We start from the raw sequence: 18,932 nt of genomic DNA, 5'->3' as shown, positions 1-18,932 counted from the left end.
ACCTCGAGGAGCACGAGATGCCGGCCCTGCGACGCATCTTCATTAGGACTGCTGTCCCAATTGTCGGCATCGCGTTGGCGCTGACCTGCGCTGCGCCTGCACAGGCTTTGCCGACACCCGCTGACTTCGCCGATGTGCCATCCCGCACCTCGATCTCGTACGAACACGTGCCGACGGGCACATACGTGGGCAGCGCGGAGGATAATTCCGCACGTCCCGGACTGTCGACGGTCAAGCTCTATATGGCCGACTACGTCGTTCGCTACGGAGACGGTTCTGCGCGTGATCGTGACCTGGCCGCTCGAATGGTCCAGGTCAGCGACGACGGTGCCGCGTCCGTCCTCGACAACAAATATCCCCAGGCCATCGATGCGACTGCGGCGGAGTTCGGGCTCACCTCGACCTCGCGTGGTGGTTTCTGGGGCAGTTCTTACACCAGCACAGCTGACACCGTGCGATTCCTGGCGGCGAAGAAGCGCACCGATCCGGCCAGCCCGGTACTGGCCTGGATGACCACGGCGGCACCTGTGGCACGCGACGGAATGGTTCAGGACTGGGGCACTGAGCAGTTGCCCGGCGTGATAGGGACCAAGTGGGGATGGGCCGACGACCGATCGAGTGTGGTCGCATCGGCGTCGATCGGCGATGATTTCGTCATTGCATCCAATACATACGGATCGACCCGGTCCAATACCGACGACGTGTTGACAACGCTCGGCGGCGTCGAGTTGACGGCGCCGCCCGCCGCCGCTCCTGTTCCGAACCTTCCCGTGATTCCCGGCCTGCCCTCGGTCGAAGAACTGCTGCAGATGCTGGCTCCTCGCTGAGATGTTCGAATAACTTGTCGGACCCCTCCCCTACTCTGCGGTTCACCGAAAAGTTCGGGAACCACACCGGGGGACGTGGAGGGGACGACGATGAGTCGTATCGATCTGGACAGTTTCTTCAAGTACTCGCGCGCAACCACTGCTCGGGACAGTGCTGACCCGAACGAATTGCTCGACAGCGGAATCGGTTTCGCCCAGTTGGGGGCCTCCGCGAAGGACATGACCCAACTGATCGCGGAACGCCTGTCGGCTGCGGAAGACATCAGCCAAGCACATTCAGTGCACGACCGAGCGGCAGGAATACTGGACCAAGCTCTCGACACGGCTTTCGAGAACGGTTGGCAGCCTGCCGAACTGGTGCACGTCACCCGTCAGAGCGCCGGAGGCGACGGTGCTGTGGTCATGATCGAGGCTATCGGCGCTCACGCGGCGAGAAGTTCCGCCGACAGCATTGCTCCGGAATCCTGGCGAGATCAGTTGTCCGAGCTGAACGTCGAATCTGCAGGCGGCACCTCTGCCGACCGTTTTCGGCGGTGGCGTTCGTACAACCGGCGATCGTCGGCGCAGTCGTGGTACACCCTTCTGCTCGTACTCGGTTGCGCAACATGGTTGTTGCCCCTCGAGACACTACTGCCCCCTCCTACTCGATGGACATCACGCACCACGCCTGCCGGTCCGCGGCAGGCGGCGGACTCGAAGATGCTCGGCAAGATACGGGGATTACTGGCCAAGGCCGAGTCGACGCAATTCCCCGCTGAAGCCGAGGCATTATCGGCCAAGGCCCAGGACCTGATGACGCGCTATGCGATCGACAGCGCGCTTCTCGATGCGGAGAACCCCCGCAGCTTGATCGACGATGTCATCAGTCGTCGCATCATGGTGAGCAATCCGTACTCGAAGGCCAAGTTGCTTCTGCTGCACAGCGTGTGCACGGCCAACGGTGCCAGAACAGTGTGGAAAAAGAAGTACTTGTTGGCCACCATGATCGGTCTGCCCGTCGATCTCGACCTGTGCGAGCTGCTGTACACCTCGTTGCTGGTCCAATCGGCCCGCGCGCTCGACGAGGCCGGCGAATCGGCGACCTCGCGGACTCGCAGCTTCCGTCACGCATTCTTGATCGCCTACGCCCACCGAGTCGGCGAACGATTGCACGACGCACGCACGCGAGCGACTGCAGCGGCGACCCACCAACACGGATCGGCTCTGGTGCCGATCATGGCGGAGCGATCCGATGCCGTCGACCGCGCGTACGCTGCCCGCTACCCGTCGACGAAAACGATCAGGTTCGGCAGCGACAATGCACAGGGGTGGCTTGCTGGCCGGGCCGCCGCCGAACGCGCCGACCTTACCGGTGGGCGCGAACGTATCGACAAAACCGATCTGGCTTCGTAGTGCGCGCTACATTGGCTGACATGACCGGTCTGGATACTCCGCTGACGCCACTTCGCTTCCTCGAACGCGCTGCGGAGGTCCATCCCCACAAGACCGCCGTGGAGGATGGCCCGCGCACCTTCACCTACGAACAGTTCGCCGCCGCCGTCACCCGGCTCGCGCATGCACTGCGCGCGTCGGGGGTCGGCCACGGAGACCGGGTGGCCTACATTGCCTCGAACTCGGCGGAGCTGTTGTTCGCGCACTACGCGGTGCCACTGGCCGGTGCCGTTCTGGTCGCGATCAACACCAGGCTCTCACCGGACGAAGTTCGCTACATCTGCGATCACTCCGGTTCGGTTCTGTTGGTGGGTGATTCGGCACTGCTGGCCGGCCTCGGAACAGATCCCATCGCAGATTCGGTCACCGAGATCGTCGAGACTCCCTCGGTGGACGGCACGTACGAGAAGCTGCCGCACACCACTCGATACGACGCATTCCTCGAACGGGGCACGGACGAACCGATGGAGTGGGAGGTCGACGACGAGACGTCGACCATCACGATCAACTACACCTCGGGCACCACCGGTCGCCCCAAGGGCGTGATGTACACCCACCGCGGGGCGTACCTCAATTCTCTGGGAGAACTGCACCACCAGGGTTTCGGCGTCGACACCCGCTATCTGTGGACTCTGCCGATGTTCCACTGCAACGGGTGGTGCACCACGTGGGCGGTCACGGCCGCGTCCGGCACACACGTATGCCTTCGCGGAGTGCGCGGCGACGCCATCTGGTCGGCCATCGACAACGGTGTCGATCACCTTGCCGGTGCGCCGACCGTGCTGACCACTCTCGCCACTGCCGCAGAGGCCCATTCACTCGATCGACCTCTGACCATCGTTACAGCTGGAGCTCCTCCGAGCCCCACGATCATCGCCAAGATTCGAGCATTGGGAGCAACGCTCGTACACGTCTACGGCCTCACCGAAACCTACGGTCCCTATTCGGTGTGCGAGGCAAAGCAGGAGTGGCTCGAACTGGACGCCGACGAACAGGCTCGTCGTTTGGCCAGACAGGGAGTCGGCATGCTCACTGCAGACCGTCTGCGCGTGGTACGCGACAAGCCCGGTCCCGGTGGAGTGTTGATCGACGTCGAACCCGACGGCGGCGAGATGGGCGAGATCGTCATGCGCGGCAACAACGTCATGAAGGGGTATTACAACGACGCCGCCGGAACGACACAGGCTTTCGCGGGCGGCTGGTTCCATTCCGGTGACCTCGGGGTGATGCATCCCGACGGCTACGTTCAGCTACTCGATCGCGCCAAGGACGTCGTTATTTCCGGCGGCGAGAACATCTCGACCATCGAGGTGGAGCAGGCGCTGGCGAGCCATCCTGCCGTCGCCGATGTTGCGGTCATCGGGGTGCCCGACGACAAGTGGGGAGAGCGACCGAAGGCGTTCGTGGTGTTGGTGCCCGGCGCGGACGCCTCGGAAGCCGAGCTCGTGGCGCACGTGAAATCGGCCATCGCGTCGTACAAGGCCCCGCGCAACGTCGAATTCATCGTCGAGCTGCCGAAGACATCGACCGGCAAGATCAGGAAGAAGGAGCTGCGCGACGCCGAGTGGGGCACGTCCGCGTCGAAGATCAACGGGTAGCCAACAAGGTCACGCCATCTGCACACCGGCGATTTCAGTGACGCCGCCCTTGCCGTCGAACGACAACTGCCGAAATGCCACCTTCTCGACGAAGAACCTGTCGTGGCTCACCAGGATCACCGCGCCGGGAAACGCCATCAGTGCGCGTTCGAGCACCTGCGTGCTCTGCAGGTCGAGGTGGTTGGTGGGCTCGTCGAGCACGATGACGCCTGCGCCGAACAACAGGCACTGCGCCAATGCAACTCGTGCCTTCTGCCCTCCGGACAGCACGCCGATCTTCGACTTGAGATCCATCTCGGAGAACTGCAACAACGTGAGAAAGCGGTGGACTTCCTTCTTCGTCGCCGTCAGAGCGAGACTGCCCGGCATCGCGTTCACCGAATGCGACACCGTGTCGTCGAGATCGAGATCGGCCAGCACCTGGTTGTAGTAGATGAACGACGGCGCTTTGGTCTTCCATTTGATCTTGCCGCTGTCCGGCTGCTCGGCACCGACGAGAATGTCGACGAGAGTGGTCTTTCCACATCCATTGGGTCCGGTGATGGCGATGCGGTCACCGCGGTGCACGGTGAAGGAGATGTTCTCGAAGAGTCGTTGCTCCCCATAGCTTTTGGCGATCCCGTTGATCTCCGCCAGGTTGTCGTGCACATGCAGACCGCCGTAGATAGCGGTGACCACCGTGTCGACCGGCCGTGGGCTCTTGCTCTTCTTGATGTTCGCCAGTCGACGTTTGAGCACCCCGCTGGGGTTCTTCACTGCTTCCTTGCGATCACTGATCGCTTCTTGCTCGTAGGCCAGCAGCTGTTGTTCGTTGCTGAACTCACGTTCGAGGTTCTTGAGTCGAAACTGCTTCTGCTGAACGTATTCCGAGTAGCTACCGTCGTAGGTCTGCAGGTGATGGTTCTCGATTTCGACGATGCTGGTGACGACCTGCTCGAGGAATGCGCGGTCGTGCGAGACAACGAGAAGCGCGCCGCGGAAATCTCGTAGCCAACGTTCGAGCCACGCGATTCCGGCAACATCGAGGAAGTTCGTCGGCTCGTCGAGGAGCAGGACGTCCGGGGCCTCGATGAGGATCTTGGCCAGCGCTGCGCGGTTGCGCCACCCACCGGACAGTCGATCGACAGGAAGCTCACGTCGTTCGGCGTTGAATCCGAGCATCGACAGCACCGTGTCGATCTGCTGGTGGTAGGTCCAACCGCCGCTGTTCTCCATGGCGTCGAGCAGTTCGGCTTGGCGGTCGACGAGCTTGTACATCTGCTTCTCGTCCAGGTCACCGCCCAATGCGGCCTCGACCTCGGCCAATTCGGTCTCGATCGCGTGGACAGCGCCGAACAGCGATTCGAGCTCCGCTTGAATGCTGCGATCGCCGTCCAGTTCGGAGAACTGCGAGAAGTATCCGATTCGTGCGCCCTCGGTGACGTCGACGGTTCCGGAATCGGGTGTCTCACGTCCGAGAAGAAGCTGCAGCAGGGTGGTCTTGCCCGTTCCGTTGCGGCCGATCAGCCCGATGCGATCACCGTCGGCGAGACGAAAGAACACCTCGCGCAGCATCACCTTCTGGTCGTATCCCTTGGCAACGTCGTTCAAGCGGATCCAGCTCAAGCGTTCACTTCTCCTGAAACACGGGTCCGCTGAGTCGTCGAACCGGGCTCGCTCACTCTAGCCGCGCGCAGCGCCGTCCGATTTGCTGCTCATGTGGACTCCCACAACCACAGGTAGTAGTCGAGTCGTTCACGGTCGAGTTCGATGCCGTACGCGTCCAAGAATGCCTTGCAGTAGCTCCGGCCGTAGTTGTACTCGGTGCTCCAGATTGCCGGTGCCAGGTCTGCCCAACGATCGGCGACACCCATGCTGCCCATGTCGACGTGTGCTGCCCAGGATCCGTCGTCGGCGATCAGGGTGTTCGGCATGCAGGCGTCGCCGTGGCACACCACGAGTCGATCGACCGACGGCGATTCCACCGGCAACTCGCGGTCACCGATACGAGTGGCCACCGACCAATCGAACGGGCACTGCGCGACGGGGAGTGCATCGTGAAAGGCACGAAGGCCGGTTGCCGCCGCTCGGACCGCGGTGGCCGGGTCCCCCATCCAGCGATCGGCGACGGCGTTCTCCCACGGCAGGGCCGCCGTGACCATCCAGGAACCTGACGCGTCCGAACCGGTGTCGATTACCTTCGGAACCGGGCTGTACCGAATCGCCCAGTCCAGACGACGCCGCTCGTCTTCCAGGTCGACCGAGCTCTCGACCGGTGTCCACTTGACGTAGCGTGCCTCGCCGATACGAAAAGTCAAGCCGCCCAGTTCATTCGACCACACAGGTTCGGTGTCGTCAGGTCCCGCCAACTCTCGCACCACGGCCGGGACGGCGATATCGCCATCGGGCACGCTCATTTGCCGGTGATGGTCGCAAGCGAATCGACGGGCGGGGACACGACGACGGGATCACGTCCGGACCACAGATCGAGCACCGCTTTGGGTCGCGCCAACAACTCTCGCGCGTAGTTCCGCACCACAGCCAGCGTGTTGCAGTCGATGCAATCGGCAGTCACGCCGTCGACCTCCAGATCCATGTCCTCGCAGAGCGCCACGGCGCGCGAGACGTGAAGGGGCTGACTGATGATGAGTCCACGTTCGACGCCGAACGTCTCTTTCGCTCGAGCGCACGTGTCGTAGGTGTCGATGCCGTGGTCGTCGCCGATGATCACGGCGGGGTCGATGCCGTGCTCGATCAGATAGTCGGTCATGGCCTGTATTTCGTTGCCCGAGTTGCCGTCTGCATCACCGGAGACCAGGATCGCTTCGATCTTTCCGGCTTGCATCAGCGCGATCGCGGCGTCGAGGCGGCCGGCGAGAAATCGCATCGGCTTACCGTCGCGCACCTGCGCGCCGAGAACGATGGCCACGGGCGCGTCCGGTGCATCGTCGACGTCGTAGACCTTGCCAGCCGTCGCATACGCAACCCAACCGGCCGATGCCAGAACAACTGCCACCAGTGCTGCGACGAGGGCAGACACCGCCTGCAGGAGTCGCCGAACCAGTCCTCGGGGTTTTGCTTTCGTACTCATGGTCTCGTTTCGTCGGCGGCAGAGAACCCAACGTAGCCGATGAAAACGGCGCATCATCGACACCGCGGCGCACCCACATCGATTCCACAGTGAACCCTCAGAAGAACCCTGCCCCGCTGCCCCGGATGTCCGACGAGTACCGTCTTACCAGTGAATCCGCTGCTGACCTCTCGACGCTACGTCGACTTGCGTCTGCAAGCCAGCGCTACCTGTTGACGGTCCTCTAGACCTCAACCTCTCCGTCGGGCACGTCGGCCCGATGAGCATTCTGTCGCACACCTCTGTGGACACTTCTTCGTTTTCGAAAGGCATAACCATGTCTGCGCCCAGCGCTACCCGTACGCGCCGTGTCCCCACCTGGGCCACCGCGTTCGGTCCACAAATCGTTGCCGGTCTCGTGCTCGGTGTCGTATTCGGGCTGATCGCCCGATCCATGCCCGACGCGGCCGACGGCAACGAGAACTGGTTGGTCGGCACCCTCTCGACCATCGGTTCGAGCTACGTCAAGCTACTCACCGTCGCGGTCATTCCGCTGGTCTTCACGGCAATCGTCAGCTCCATCGCCAACCTCCGTGAAGTCACGAATGCCGCCCGCCTCGCCATTCAGACACTGTGGTGGTTCGCCATCACTGCCTTCATCGCCGTCATCATCGGCATCGTCATCGGACTGGTCGCGCAGCCGGGGTCCCGCACCAGCGCGGGAGCGGATGCGGCCGAGGCTCCGTCCAGCGTCGGGTCATGGTGGTCGTTCCTGACCGGATTGGTGCCGAACAACTTCTTCGCTCTCGGTGCCAAAACCACGGTCGCCGAGAGCGGTACCGCAACCACATCGTTGAGCTTCAACATCTTGCAGTTGCTGGTGATCGCCGCTGCTATCGGCATCGCGGCACTCAAGGTCGGCAAGAAGGCCGAGCCCTTCCTCGCGTTCAACGCCTCGTTGCTGGCGATCGTGCAGAAGGTGCTGTGGTGGATCATTCGCCTGGCACCGATCGGCACCGCCGCCCTCATCGGCAACGCTGTCGCAACCTATGGCTGGGACGCGATCGGTTCGCTGGGCGTGTTCACCGTGTCGATCTACATCGGCCTGGCTGTGGTGTTCTTCGTCGTGTACCCGTTGATCGTTCGCGCCCATGGCCTTTCGGTGCGCAACTTCTATTCGGGGGTGTGGCCGGCCACGCAGCTGGGCTTCGTGTCGCGCTCGTCGATCGGAACTCTGCCGCTCACCGAGCGTGTGACCGAACGCAACCTCGGCGTGCCCCGTGAGTACGCATCGTTCGCGGTGCCACTCGGGGCGACGACGAAGATGGATGGTTGCGCGGCAATCTATCCCGCAATCGCGGCCCTCTTCGTGGCTCAGTTCTACGGCATCGACCTCACCATCACCGACTACCTGCTGATCATCGTGGTGTCCGTGATCGGTTCTGCTGCAACAGCAGGAACGACAGGCGCGACGGTGATGCTCACCCTCACGCTGTCGACACTCGGGTTGCCTCTCGCCGGTGTCGGTCTCCTGCTCGCGGTGGAGCCGATAGTCGACATGGGCCGCACCGCGGTCAACGTGACCGGTCAGGCGCTGGTGCCGACCATCGTGGCCAAGCGCGAGGGAATCCTCGACCTGGAGCGCTACAACGCTCCGCGAAACGGCGATCCCTTCGTCGACGAGGAAGCAGAAGTGGAACTGGCTCGTTAGCAGCACGTTTCGAGCGATCGATCCCGACGACCGAGCAACTGGGTCGTCGGGATTTTTCGTCTATCGCGGTGGCGACAGTGCTTCGACTGCAGCCGCGGTATCGGCATCCGTAGCCTCGACACTCGCGAAGTACTGTTGAAAAAACTCGCGCATCGTCTTGATGATCTCGATCTGCTGCTTGATCGCGAAACGAGCGGAGCCTTCTTCGCCGACTGCAAGACGATGAAATTTAGCACCGAGCATCTGGGCTGACGGCAAGTCGCCGAACGATTCAGGCGACGACAGGGTCTGCGTTAACTCGAGCTGGCCGCTCAGATTGACTAGGTAGTCAGCGCAAACTCTGTCACATTGACGAGCAACGTCAGGCTCAACGTGGAGCTGACCTGCTGACGCCTGCGCACGCAGCGACTGCCAATACTCCAAGTTGTCAGTGATCCCTCGCACGCCATCAGTCATTGATGTCCACCCCAGTCAGTTCGGAAAGTACGGTTCCAGATTGGTGGCGAGTACGTTGACCTCTTCGCACGTGTCGCCCAGTGTTTCCTCAGATCCGATTGTGTCCAGCTTGAAGATGATCAGGTTGCCACCAACGTCAAGAGCGATGTCGCACCCGTCAGGCAAGTCGTTCTGGTACGGGGCGTGGTACTGAACAGCGTCACGCGAACCGACGCGAACGGCAACTTGTCGGTCGTTCTCTGGGTTGCGTAAATACTCATCGATCGAGTTGGTGGACGACATGATCGCCAGGTAGTACCACGGCTTCGCTGTCGGCCCGTCCCACGTGCAGTTCTTCCAACCTGGATATTTGCTGATGCCAGCAAAATCGGGCCTTTCAGAGCTCAAGTCCAACCCACTTGCCGTCACCGCGGACTTCGGGATCGTGCATGGATCGAACGGTTCCCCGGGGACCGCCGCCACCGTTGGCTCAGTCGAAGAATCCCCACTCGCGACAGGGCTCCCCTGCGTCGAGGCGGCGCAGCCCGTCAGCAACAGCGCCGAAGCGCAGGCTGCCGCAAGCAGATGCCTACCCGTTGACCGCATACGTTCGCCCTCTCGCCACCGACGTCACTCGATGGTTGGACGCGACAACGGCCCGATCGGTTCCCTAGACCGGCTGCGAGGCCCTGACCTCCGGTGACTCGGCAGAAGCAAGACTCCTACGTTCCGCTGCCCACACCCACAGGGCCAGCGAGATCAACGCGATCACTTCGGCGACGACGAGCACTCGCTCCACGTATCCGAGGGTGACCACGCGATACCAGGGTCGCGATCCGGTGGCACCGACCGCGAGTGCGTACACGATGGGCAGCAGCGTCACGACCGACAGCATGCTCAGACCCAGAGTGATTCGTGCGCGGGCTGCCCACACGCCGTCGCGAATCCAGGGCCGAGAGAACGCGAAGACTGCGACCGGGATGCTGACGAATGCCACGGCGGCACCGAGCCGGTGGATCGACCCGCCGAGGCTCAGTGACGCGTTGTTCGACCAATCCTGTTTCGGCACAGCGACGACGGCCACGAGCCCTGCTGTCCAGAGCGTCAAGCAGATCGACGCAGCCGATGCGGGTCGAGTGAGGCGATACCGAAGCGCGGACGCAAGAGTGAGTGCCGAGCCGAACGCGAGCAGGACGACCCCGATCGAGAACACCCACTGCTGCGCGCCGAGTCCGTATTCACTGATCGTGCGACGCAGATGCGATGGCGTCTGCCACGCGGTGTGGAGATCGAGAACCAGCACCACCAGCGCCCCCAACACGATCAACAGCGCGCCGATCTTTGCCGGTCGAATCTGCACGTTGCCTCCACTGTCCGGGACGGTGCCGATCACCGTCCGTAGTCCATGTTGCCCGAAGAATCGATCTGCCCTCTTGACCGAGGCTGCAACCTCGAATAACGTACAACCACATGGTTGTAGATCAGTTGATTGATGCGGAGGTCGATCGCCTCTTCCAGGCCTTCGCGGACACGACACGTCGTGACATCGTCGCGAAGGTCACCGTGGGCGAACAGTCGGTGTCGGACTTGGCATCTCACTACGCCATGAGTTTTGCCGCAGTACAAAAACACGTCGCGGTCCTCGAACGTGCTGCCGTGATCACGAAGCACAAGCGTGGCAGGGAGCAGATCGTGAGAGTTCGATTGGACACCATCGCGAAAGCTCGTGAATTACTCGATACCTACGAGGAGATCTGGCGACGCAGGGTCGACCGGATCGACGACCTTCTGTCCACGGACGAGAAAGGCTGAATCATGCCGTTCATCAGCTCACACAAGGATTCAGAGAATCTGACCATGACCGTGGTCGCCGAGTTCGACGCAAAAGTCGAACGGGTCTGGCAGATTTGGGAGGACCCACGCCAGCTCGAAAAATGGTGGGGACCACCGACGTGGCCAGCGACATTCGACAGCCACGACTTCGTTCCGGGTGGCAGGGCGTCGTATTACATGACCGGGCCGGACGGCGAGAAGGCCGCCGGCTGGTGGCTTTTCACCGATATCTCCGCGCCGACGACGCTCTCGTTCGACGACGGATTCGCCGACGACTCGGGCAATCCGTCGTCGACGATGCCCGTCACCCACGCCGTCGCGACCCTCGAAGACGTCGACGGTCGGACACGAATGACCATTCGCTCCCGTTTCGACTCCCTCGAGCAACTCGAGCAACTCGTCGAGATGGGCATGGACGAAGGTATGGCCCTGGCACTGGGCCAGATCGACGCCATTGTCGCCGACTGATCGTGGTGCGCGGAAACTCGGCCTCTGCGACGAGTTTTCGTGCACATGCGGCGAAGCCGCTCAACTCACCCCGTCACCTCGACCGGAATCGCTCCGATTGTCTCGACGGAGGATCCGTTCAACTGGTAGCGCACCAAGGCTGGCCCACCACCCGGGGAGATGGCGTCGTCACCTGGGACTCGCCAGCGGTACGCGATGGTGACGAAGTCGTAGCCGGAGTCCGCGACACTCATGTTCGGATACGGAACGTCATTGGCCTTGCCCAAATACTGGCCGTCGTGAAAGAAGAGCAAATACGACGGGTCGTCATACATGTTGCGGCTTTCGGGTCGCGTCAGAAATGTGACCAGAGGTAAGCACGGGTATGAGCTCGTGCTGTCGACCCAACCTCTGCCCTCGAAGGGTGGGAGCGATGCAAGAGCCGCATCTCGCGCCGAGTTCTCCACGCACACCGACCCGGTCGCCGGATCCACGGTGCCAGCGGGTGCAGGAACGGGTGCAGGCCCGGGCGCAGGACTTGGAGCCGGGTTTGCGCGCGGTGGGTTCAGTACTTCCGGCGGCAACTGGTCGAGCATGTCGACCGAGGACCCGTTCCACCGGTATCGCACGAGCGCGGGTCCGCCGGTCGGATTGGCGTTCGCATCACCAGGATTGATCCACTTGTACGACACCGCGACGGTGTCGGGGAGCTGATCGACGACGGTCGTGAACGCGAACTGCTCGGCCGTGGCGGTTCCGAGGTAAGTGTTGTCGTGAAAGAACAGCACGGTTTCCGGGCTACTGCTGGTTGCATTCGCGATGTGTGCGGTGGCCCAGGCGAGCGTTGCGCAGGGGTCGCCTTGCTCGTCGAGTTGCCAAGCACTGGCCATGAACGGGGTAAGGCCCCTGATCGCGTCCTGAACTACGGAGTCTTCGAGACAGGTGGACGACCCTCCCACGACAGGCGTGCCCGGAGTTGTCGATGACCCCGGTGACGTCGTCGGGGCGGCGGAGGAGGTGGGTGTCGCTGCTGTTCCGGACCCGGGAATGCCGGCCGCTGGGGTGCCCGAGTCAGGACCCGAACACCCACTCACGATCAATGCGACGACGGCCAGCCCCGCACACACTCGAAGTTTCATACCCGGGTGTCGAGCGTCACGAACCGACCGTTACTTCAGATCACGATCCTTCACCGAGTCGAGATCCAATCGAGTCGTATCCGCTACCGGTGAGTGCTGCCGACCAACGCTCGACTGCTGCCCCACAGGGCGAAGCCGAGCAACAGGAAGCCGGGCAGGATTGCACCGATCGCGTCGATAGTGCTGTCGGCGGCACCCGCAGCGGCGAGAATCAGGGCGAGTACGCCGAGCGCGGTCAACGCCACTCCGAGGCCGGTGAAGAAACGTAGCTTCCACACCAGAGCGAGGGCGACGAAGTGCACGCCGACCACCATCGAAATCCACGCAACCGCAGCCTGCGGTGCATCTAGTGGACCGTTGATGATCGCGAGACCGCCGAAGATTGCAACCACCTCGACGGCGACCACGACCCAGTACCCGCGGCCGAAGCCGCCACGGGCACCGCCCTCAGGAGCGGGGGCCGGCTGGACTCGCCACACCGCGAGAAGCACGACGACCAACGCCACCATTGCGACGACGCGCAGCCCGATGGTCAGCGTCGTCGGAAATGTATCCGAATTGACGAACACGAAGACCAGTCCGAAAACGGCTCCGATGATCGAGCCGATCTTTTCGGGAGCCATGCGTGCGCCGGGTTTCATGTGGCCTACCGTCGCACAGTTACACCGCGTGTACGGCGGTTCTCGCCGATCGATCGTGGTGCGCGGAAACTCGACCTCGGCGACGAGTTTCCGTGCACGTGCGGCGACGCCGCTCTACTCCGGAACAGAGCTGACGGTGAACGGCTCGACGGGTTCTCCCCCACGCTTGTCGAACTGGCTGTTCACCACCAGCAATCGATCATCCACTGCCGCAACGGTTGTGGGGTAGGCAAACGATGCGTCGGTGATTTCGCCGGTGACCGCGCCGGTTCTGCCGTCATCATCGAGGTCGACCTTCGCGATCAGACCGTCGCGATTTCGGACGACGTACAGCGTGTCGTCGTCCATCTCCATCCCGTCGCCGTTCACGAGCGTCGCTCCGCCGAGATCGACCTGGGTGACCTCCTTGGAGGTCTTGTCGATGCGATACAGGTTGCCGGTGCTCGACTGCACGACGATCAACGCCGATTCGTCGTCGTTCTCGACGATGCCGTTCGCATTGAAGCCCTCACCGTATGCAAACGGAGTGCCGTCGAAACTCACGAACGTTTCCAACGGAGCGTCCTGCGTCCGAGCCGTCATCTGCTCGAAGGGAATGCGATACAGCGCCGGACTACGCGAGTCGGTGACATACGCATCGCCGTTATCGGCAATCGCGACGTCGTTGAGGAACGTCGCGTCGGTGCCGAGACCGTTGGTGAACGTGGCCACCAGATCACCGGAGTTGGCGTCGTACACCCATACCTTGCCTGTCGCTCCACCGGCGATCACCAAGTAGTTGGCGCGATCGTCGTCATCGGTGACATCAATGCCGGCAGCGCCGGTGCGTCCGTCGGCTCCGCCGGGCAAGAACACAGAGACATCCGGAGACCCGACGGTTCCGCGGAACACTGCGCCGTCGGAGGTGGACGTCACGTAGAACGTGTCGTCCGCTGCGGTGATGCCTTCGGGGAACACTCCGGTTCCGGGCAGGTTGTAGACCATTGCAGAGCTCGAACTCGGTGACGTCGACGCCGACTCCGACGCCGACGCGGCAGAATTGCTTGGGGTGCTCGGTGCCGGCTCCGCCGAATCAGAGGACCCGCAGGCACTCAGCAGCAGTGTGGCGACGGCAACAGCAGGGACTACTCGAGAGACTCGGTTCACATCATCGAGTGTTCCATATGTCTCAATTTGCGGGCATTTCTCCTGGTGAGCAGATTTCCGGTCCGTCCGTTTCGTACAGTCGTTGTCATGAGTGACCTCTCACCCCTCGCCGCAGCCGACAGCGACCTCGGAGGGATCGCCGGATGGGCAGTGGGTTTGATGGAGGCCATCGGTGGCCCCGGAGCCGGAATCGCGGTGGCCGCCGAGAACTTCTTCCCGCCGCTACCCAGCGAGATCATCCTGCCGCTGGCGGGCTTCACCGCATCGCAGGGCGGCATGACTCTGTTCGGTGCATTGTTCTGGACCACGGCCGGCTCGGTCGTCGGTGCGTTGGTTCTGTACTGGCTCGGCATCAAGCTCGGACGTGGCCGGATGTACACCATCGTCGAGAAGATGCCGTTCGTCGGAACGGAGGATCTGACCAAAGCGGAGGACTGGTTCACCCGTCACGGTCGGTCGGCGGTGTTCTTCGGCCGGATGATCCCGGTGGTCCGCTCGGGCATTTCCATTCCCGCCGGAGTCTCACGGATGCCGATCCTGCAGTTCACGTTGTATACGACTCTTGGCAGCCTGATCTGGAACTCGATCTTCGTTCTCGCCGGTTACTTCCTCGGCGAGAACTGGCACTACGTTGAGAACTACGCCTCGGTGTTCCAGTACATCGTCATCGGCATCGTTGTGGCGTTGATCGCGTGGTTCGTGGTGAAGAAAATGAAGTCCAGGCGCGTCGAGGTGCAGTGAGTTCACAGTTCGTCGAGGTCGCCTCGCCCGATCTCACCGAACCCGCCGGATTCCGTCGGCGAAGCGGTCCAGCGCAGCGAGAATCTCATCAGCCTGCCAGACCCTGTTTCGTCGCCCCTTCGATGTCTGGTGAAGGATGTCAGCCTCGACCAGCTTGTCGATCGCTCGCTGAGCCGCGATCTCGCTGACCCCGAATGTGCTTCGCACATAGGCATTGTCGACAACGGGCTGCGCCACCAGCGCGTCGACGAGCTTCCAGACGACCGAGTCGGTGCGAGCCACGATGCGCTCGATGTACTCGGCCCGAGCGGCGGCCAGATCGTCGACCAACCGTCGCCCACCGGTAACTGCATGAAAGGTCGCCGCGGTGAGACTCCGAACGATTGCCTCCACATCTCCTCTCCGATAGGCGTCGAGGCTCTCGAAATAGCTGGCGGTATCGGTCAGCAATCCGGCCGACAGCGGAACCGTCACTCGCTCGGTCACGTCGGCCCTCCGGAGCATTCCGTGGATGATCGCGCGGCCGGTGCGACCGTTTCCGTCCGTGAACGGGTGGAGCGTCTCGAATTGCGCGTGTGTGACTGCTACGTGAGGGATGACCGGGAGGTCCGAGCGAGCCGCGAACTCGAAGAGATCGTCCAGCGCGTCCGGCAACCGATCGTGATGCGGCGGTACGAAAGCCGCGCGGTGCGGGCCGATGTCCGATCCGCCGATCCACACCTGTTGTGTGCGCCATCGGCCGGGCTGAGGGTCGCCACTCGGCTCCATCAGCGCATGGTGCATGGCCAGAACACTCGATGCGTCGATGGACGTACCCACCTCGAGAGCAGCTTCCATCGCGCGGACGTTTCCCGACACGATCGATGCATTCCGTGTTGTGGGCGAACCCAATTCGGCGAGTGCGAGCGCCCTGGCTCCCACGGTCAGATTCTCGATCTGCGAGGACGCTGAGCTTTCCGTTCGCAGCAGAATCGAACTCATCTGTGCCAGCTCGACCGATGGACCGAGTTGCACCGAGGCGTACTGGTCGAAGCGAACGATCTCGCGGAGAGCGTCCTCCGATTCCGCAAGCAGCTGCGCGGGCAACGCCAAATCCGCATCCGCGATACGCGCCGGCACGCACGCGCGATAGTCACCCTGATGCAGCCGACGCTGGGCGCGCGAGGTGTAGGTATCGGACGCCTGCCATGGTCGACGCTCGAATTCGACCGCAGGCCATCGGCTCGCGTCCTGATCATCTGCCATCGACGAAATATACCAAATCTTCTTGCCCTAAGGTTTGGTATGGGGAGACGATGCCCACGTCAGGGTCGCCCGGAGTCCCCGAGCTTTTCTGCCGCCTCGCGCAGTTGCACTCCGATGCGATTGGTCGCCTCGTCGAACAGATCTCACGCCGCACGGAGGTTCAAGGACACCAGCTCATCGCTCTCGCGCTCCTCGAGCTCGGCGAAGTCCGGAGACCCGCGATGCTCGGTTTCATCCCATGTCAACTCCCCACCGAGTCAGTCCTTCGGAATACGGTAACGACTACCCATGAACGCGAAGGCCGCATATCCCAGAATCACCACCACATAAAGCACAGTCGGCACCACGAACACCCACGCGCTCACCGACGCACCTGTGGTCGTGCCCGCAACGACGCAGATCCAGGCGAACAGCAGTGCGGTGACGACTCCGATCCAGTCGAGGTCCTCGGACATCTTGCGGTTCAGTTCGGGTCGATTCTCGGGGGAAGTCCAGTACTCGTGCAGTCGTCGACTCGGCAGATTCACCATCTGAGCCGGAAGCTTGGGCAGCCACCAACCGACGCTGACGAACAACCCGATCATGACGAACCCGGTACCGCCCATCGTAAGGAGGAACGACAGCTTCGAGTCCATCCGATCCACCTGCCCGGATCCGTCGAAGTGTGCGGGTACCTCGTCGCCCGCGGTGACGGCGACCCACACGAGGCTACCGATGAAGACGAGACTGGACAGCAGTAAGGCAACGCGCGAAAGCTTCATCCCAGTTCACTTTAATGCCTCCGGCAGTGGTGTGATGCTGAGCCTCTGGGTCGCTCCGCAGGCTATGCTCCTGTGCCTCAGAAGGAACCCAACCGCACCACTGCCGGAGGCACCGATGCCCAACAACGAGTTCGGGGACTTCCAGACCCCGATCGAGTTGGCGCGCGCGTTGGTCAACACTCTGCCCCGTCGCAAATGGACCCGTGTTCTCGAACCCACCTGTGGTGTCGGGAACTTCCTGTCGGTGATGGCCCGGAGTCACCCCGAAGCAGAGCGAGTCGGGATCGAGGTGCAGCCCGAGTATGCCTCGTATGCATCACAATTCGGCAGGGTTGTCACTGCGTCGATTTTCGACTTCGATCTGGCGTCTGATGTCGACTGGACATCGGGGCCAGGCCCGACTCTCGTCATCGGAAACCCACCGTGGGTGACCAACTCTCAACTATCGGTGCTCGATTCTGCCAATCGTCCTAACCGCGCGAACACCAAAAACGCCCGCGGAATCGACGCGATCACCGGCAGTTCGAATTTCGATATCGCAGAATACATCTGGATCAAACTCCTCACCGAGTTCAGCGATAGACCGGTGACCATCGCGATGATCTGCAAGACCCAGGTCGCGCGCAATGTTCTGCTGCACAGCGCGCAGCAGCAGCTTCCGGTGACCGGCTCGAGTCTACGAATGATCGATGCGAAGAAGTGGTTCGACGCGGGGGTCGATGCCTGCTGGTTCACTGTGGAGCTCGGGCCGGGCAAGGCCGACTACACCGCGCAGACATACCCGAGCGTCGATGCGTCACAACCCGACAACAGAATCGGGGTCGTCGACGGTCAACTCGTCGCGAACGTCGAAGCGTATGAGCGCAGCAAGCAATTCGACGGTGCCAGCCCTCTCACCTGGCGGCAGGGCATCAAGCACGACGCCGCCGCAGTGATGGAGCTGATCGAAAACAACGGTCCTCGAACCAAACTGGGAATCGGCGTCGACGTCGAACCCGACTACCTGTTCCCACTGTTCAAGTGCACCGATGTCTACCGCGACAAGCTGGACTCGGCGTCCAAGTGGATGATCGTGCCGCAGTCGCATACCGGTGACGACACCGAGCTACTTGCGTCGACTGCACCGAAGCTGTGGAAGTACTTGACCGACAACGCCGATGCGCTCGACGGAAGGAAGTCGTCGATCTACCGCAACAGGGCCCGCTTCTGCATCTTCGGTGTCGGCCCGTACACGTTCGCTCCCTACAAGATTGCGATTTCCGGGTTCCACAAGATTCCACAATTCAGGATGGTCGGCCCTTACGACGGCAAACCAGCGGTGTTCGATGACGCCACGTACCTACTCCCTTTCGAGGACCCTGCATCATGTGCAGTCGCCCACGCGCTGTTAACCGGACCGGAAGCGACTGATCTCATTGCGGCCCTGGCATTCTGGGACAGCAAACGGCCGGTGACGAAGAAGCTCCTCCAACGCATCGACCTCTCGGCCATCGCTCGCGAAACCGACAAGGACACAGTGCGATCTCGAGCCCTGACTGTGCACCCGAACGGCAGCGCGGTCGATCAGGCCATGGATGCCTTCACAGATCGGTCTTGATCGTCTCGGCCAGTCGGTCGAGGTATTCGGCGTTGCGTTTGTAGTGCACCCAGGGCCCGATTTTGGTACTCGTCACCAGGTGGGCGCGTTGCAGTACCGCCATGTATTGCGAGGCCGTCGATTGTGAGACACCCGCTCTGGATTGAATGTGCTTGAGGCACACCCCTACCTGTTCGGCCGGTTCGAGCTGCGGCGGAAAATCGCTCGGGTCCTTGAGCCATCGCATGATCGCCAATCGCGCCGGGTTACTGAGGGCACCGAACACTGCCGCAAGCTCCGCGGGGTCCAGTTCGTCAGCCACCCTCGAAGGGTACTCCAATATCGCAATATC

General features: G+C 62.2%; 20 protein-coding genes. 8 read left to right on the top strand and 12 right to left on the bottom strand.

From position 1 onward, the window contains the following. The first annotated feature begins 17 nt into the window (after positions 1 to 17). From CH294_RS18420 to CH294_RS18410, 3 genes are all read left to right on the top strand, one after another. The gene (locus tag CH294_RS18420; protein ID WP_094738761.1) at positions 18 to 827 is read left to right on the top strand and encodes a hypothetical protein; all 810 of its coding nucleotides are present in this window, start codon (positions 18 to 20) and stop codon (positions 825 to 827) included. 90 nt (positions 828 to 917) lie between these two features. Then, a complete protein-coding gene (locus CH294_RS18415) occupies positions 918 to 2,219 on the top strand; it encodes a DUF2786 domain-containing protein (protein ID WP_141216525.1) in 1,302 nt (433 codons plus the stop codon). A gap of 20 nt (positions 2,220 to 2,239) precedes the next feature. Further along, positions 2,240 to 3,856 (top strand): AMP-binding protein, encoded by a 1,617-nt coding sequence (locus tag CH294_RS18410; protein ID WP_094738759.1) that lies wholly within the window; start codon positions 2,240 to 2,242, stop codon positions 3,854 to 3,856. Between the two features lie 9 nt (positions 3,857 to 3,865). Here CH294_RS18410 and CH294_RS18405 read toward each other — a convergent pair whose 3' ends face one another. The 3 genes from CH294_RS18405 to CH294_RS18395 all read right to left on the bottom strand — a co-directional run bounded on the left by CH294_RS18405 (position 3,866) and on the right by CH294_RS18395 (position 6,926). Next, positions 3,866 to 5,461, bottom strand: coding sequence for an ABC-F family ATP-binding cassette domain-containing protein (locus CH294_RS18405; protein ID WP_037171326.1), 1,596 nt, complete (start codon positions 5,459 to 5,461; stop codon positions 3,866 to 3,868). A gap of 89 nt (positions 5,462 to 5,550) precedes the next feature. Then, positions 5,551 to 6,252, bottom strand: a complete 702-nt coding sequence (locus tag CH294_RS18400) for an aminoglycoside 3'-phosphotransferase (RefSeq protein ID WP_094738758.1) — start codon at positions 6,250 to 6,252, stop codon at positions 5,551 to 5,553. Continuing rightward, positions 6,249 to 6,926, bottom strand: coding sequence for an ElyC/SanA/YdcF family protein (locus CH294_RS18395; RefSeq protein ID WP_094738793.1), 678 nt, complete (start codon positions 6,924 to 6,926; stop codon positions 6,249 to 6,251). Before CH294_RS18395 ends, CH294_RS18400 begins: the two co-directional genes overlap by 4 nt. 316 nt (positions 6,927 to 7,242) lie before the next feature. On the opposite strand from CH294_RS18395, the gene CH294_RS18390 reads away from it, so the two are divergent. Next, on the top strand, positions 7,243 to 8,616 hold the full coding sequence (locus tag CH294_RS18390) for a dicarboxylate/amino acid:cation symporter (RefSeq protein WP_032402673.1): 1,374 nt from the start codon (positions 7,243 to 7,245) through the stop codon (positions 8,614 to 8,616). 60 nt (positions 8,617 to 8,676) lie between these two features. Here the strand turns inward: CH294_RS18390 and CH294_RS27280 are convergent, their stop codons facing one another. From CH294_RS27280 to CH294_RS18375, 3 genes are all read right to left on the bottom strand, one after another. Next, complete coding sequence (locus CH294_RS27280) at positions 8,677 to 9,072, bottom strand: hypothetical protein (protein WP_141216524.1); 396 nt, start codon at positions 9,070 to 9,072, stop codon at positions 8,677 to 8,679. 15 nt (positions 9,073 to 9,087) lie between these two features. Beyond that, positions 9,088 to 9,657: a DUF3558 domain-containing protein gene (locus tag CH294_RS18380; RefSeq protein ID WP_094738756.1), complete on the bottom strand. Its 570-nt coding sequence runs from the start codon at positions 9,655 to 9,657 to the stop codon at positions 9,088 to 9,090. 64 nt (positions 9,658 to 9,721) lie between these two features. Continuing rightward, the gene (locus tag CH294_RS18375) at positions 9,722 to 10,444 is read right to left on the bottom strand and encodes a DUF998 domain-containing protein (protein WP_249305376.1); all 723 of its coding nucleotides are present in this window, start codon (positions 10,442 to 10,444) and stop codon (positions 9,722 to 9,724) included. A 77-nt stretch (positions 10,445 to 10,521) separates the two neighbouring features. Here CH294_RS18375 and CH294_RS18370 point away from each other — a divergent pair, with 77 nt between their 5' ends. Both CH294_RS18370 and CH294_RS18365 read left to right on the top strand, forming a co-directional pair. After that, entirely contained in the window at positions 10,522 to 10,863 is a 342-nt protein-coding gene (locus CH294_RS18370; RefSeq protein WP_094738755.1) for an ArsR family transcriptional regulator, read from the top strand. Between the two features lie 3 nt (positions 10,864 to 10,866). Next, the gene (locus tag CH294_RS18365) at positions 10,867 to 11,352 is read left to right on the top strand and encodes an SRPBCC domain-containing protein (RefSeq protein ID WP_037148345.1); all 486 of its coding nucleotides are present in this window, start codon (positions 10,867 to 10,869) and stop codon (positions 11,350 to 11,352) included. Between the two features lie 65 nt (positions 11,353 to 11,417). Here the strand turns inward: CH294_RS18365 and CH294_RS18360 are convergent, their stop codons facing one another. From CH294_RS18360 to CH294_RS18350, 3 genes are all read right to left on the bottom strand, one after another. Continuing rightward, positions 11,418 to 12,221, bottom strand: a complete 804-nt coding sequence (locus tag CH294_RS18360) for an LppP/LprE family lipoprotein (RefSeq protein WP_170944779.1) — start codon at positions 12,219 to 12,221, stop codon at positions 11,418 to 11,420. A gap of 332 nt (positions 12,222 to 12,553) precedes the next feature. Continuing rightward, complete coding sequence (locus CH294_RS18355) at positions 12,554 to 13,111, bottom strand: hypothetical protein (RefSeq protein WP_094738753.1); 558 nt, start codon at positions 13,109 to 13,111, stop codon at positions 12,554 to 12,556. A gap of 114 nt (positions 13,112 to 13,225) precedes the next feature. After that, positions 13,226 to 14,257: a superoxide dismutase gene (locus tag CH294_RS18350; protein ID WP_094738752.1), complete on the bottom strand. Its 1,032-nt coding sequence runs from the start codon at positions 14,255 to 14,257 to the stop codon at positions 13,226 to 13,228. An 87-nt stretch (positions 14,258 to 14,344) separates the two neighbouring features. Between CH294_RS18350 and CH294_RS18345 the strand changes: the two genes are divergently transcribed. Next, the gene (locus tag CH294_RS18345; RefSeq protein WP_094738751.1) at positions 14,345 to 14,998 is read left to right on the top strand and encodes a DedA family protein; all 654 of its coding nucleotides are present in this window, start codon (positions 14,345 to 14,347) and stop codon (positions 14,996 to 14,998) included. A 33-nt stretch (positions 14,999 to 15,031) separates the two neighbouring features. On the opposite strand, the gene CH294_RS18340 is transcribed toward CH294_RS18345, so the two are convergent. Next, on the bottom strand, positions 15,032 to 16,243 hold the full coding sequence (locus CH294_RS18340) for a Fic family protein (RefSeq protein WP_094738750.1): 1,212 nt from the start codon (positions 16,241 to 16,243) through the stop codon (positions 15,032 to 15,034). Between the two features lie 257 nt (positions 16,244 to 16,500). Next, positions 16,501 to 17,004: a DUF1648 domain-containing protein gene (locus CH294_RS18335; protein ID WP_094609980.1), complete on the bottom strand. Its 504-nt coding sequence runs from the start codon at positions 17,002 to 17,004 to the stop codon at positions 16,501 to 16,503. 115 nt (positions 17,005 to 17,119) lie between these two features. On the opposite strand from CH294_RS18335, the gene CH294_RS18330 reads away from it, so the two are divergent. Then, on the top strand, positions 17,120 to 18,601 hold the full coding sequence (locus CH294_RS18330) for an SAM-dependent DNA methyltransferase (RefSeq protein ID WP_212709816.1): 1,482 nt from the start codon (positions 17,120 to 17,122) through the stop codon (positions 18,599 to 18,601). Here CH294_RS18330 and CH294_RS18325 read toward each other — a convergent pair. Continuing rightward, entirely contained in the window at positions 18,585 to 18,902 is a 318-nt protein-coding gene (locus CH294_RS18325) for a helix-turn-helix transcriptional regulator (protein WP_094738749.1), read from the bottom strand. The genes CH294_RS18330 and CH294_RS18325 overlap by 17 nt on opposite strands. Positions 18,903 to 18,932: the final 30 nt, after the last annotated feature.

The organism is Rhodococcus sp. 14-2483-1-1, from assembly GCF_002259335.1.
In the GTDB taxonomy this organism is placed as follows: domain Bacteria; phylum Actinomycetota; class Actinomycetes; order Mycobacteriales; family Mycobacteriaceae; genus Rhodococcoides.
This window is presented reverse-complemented; position numbering and strand designations above follow the sequence as displayed.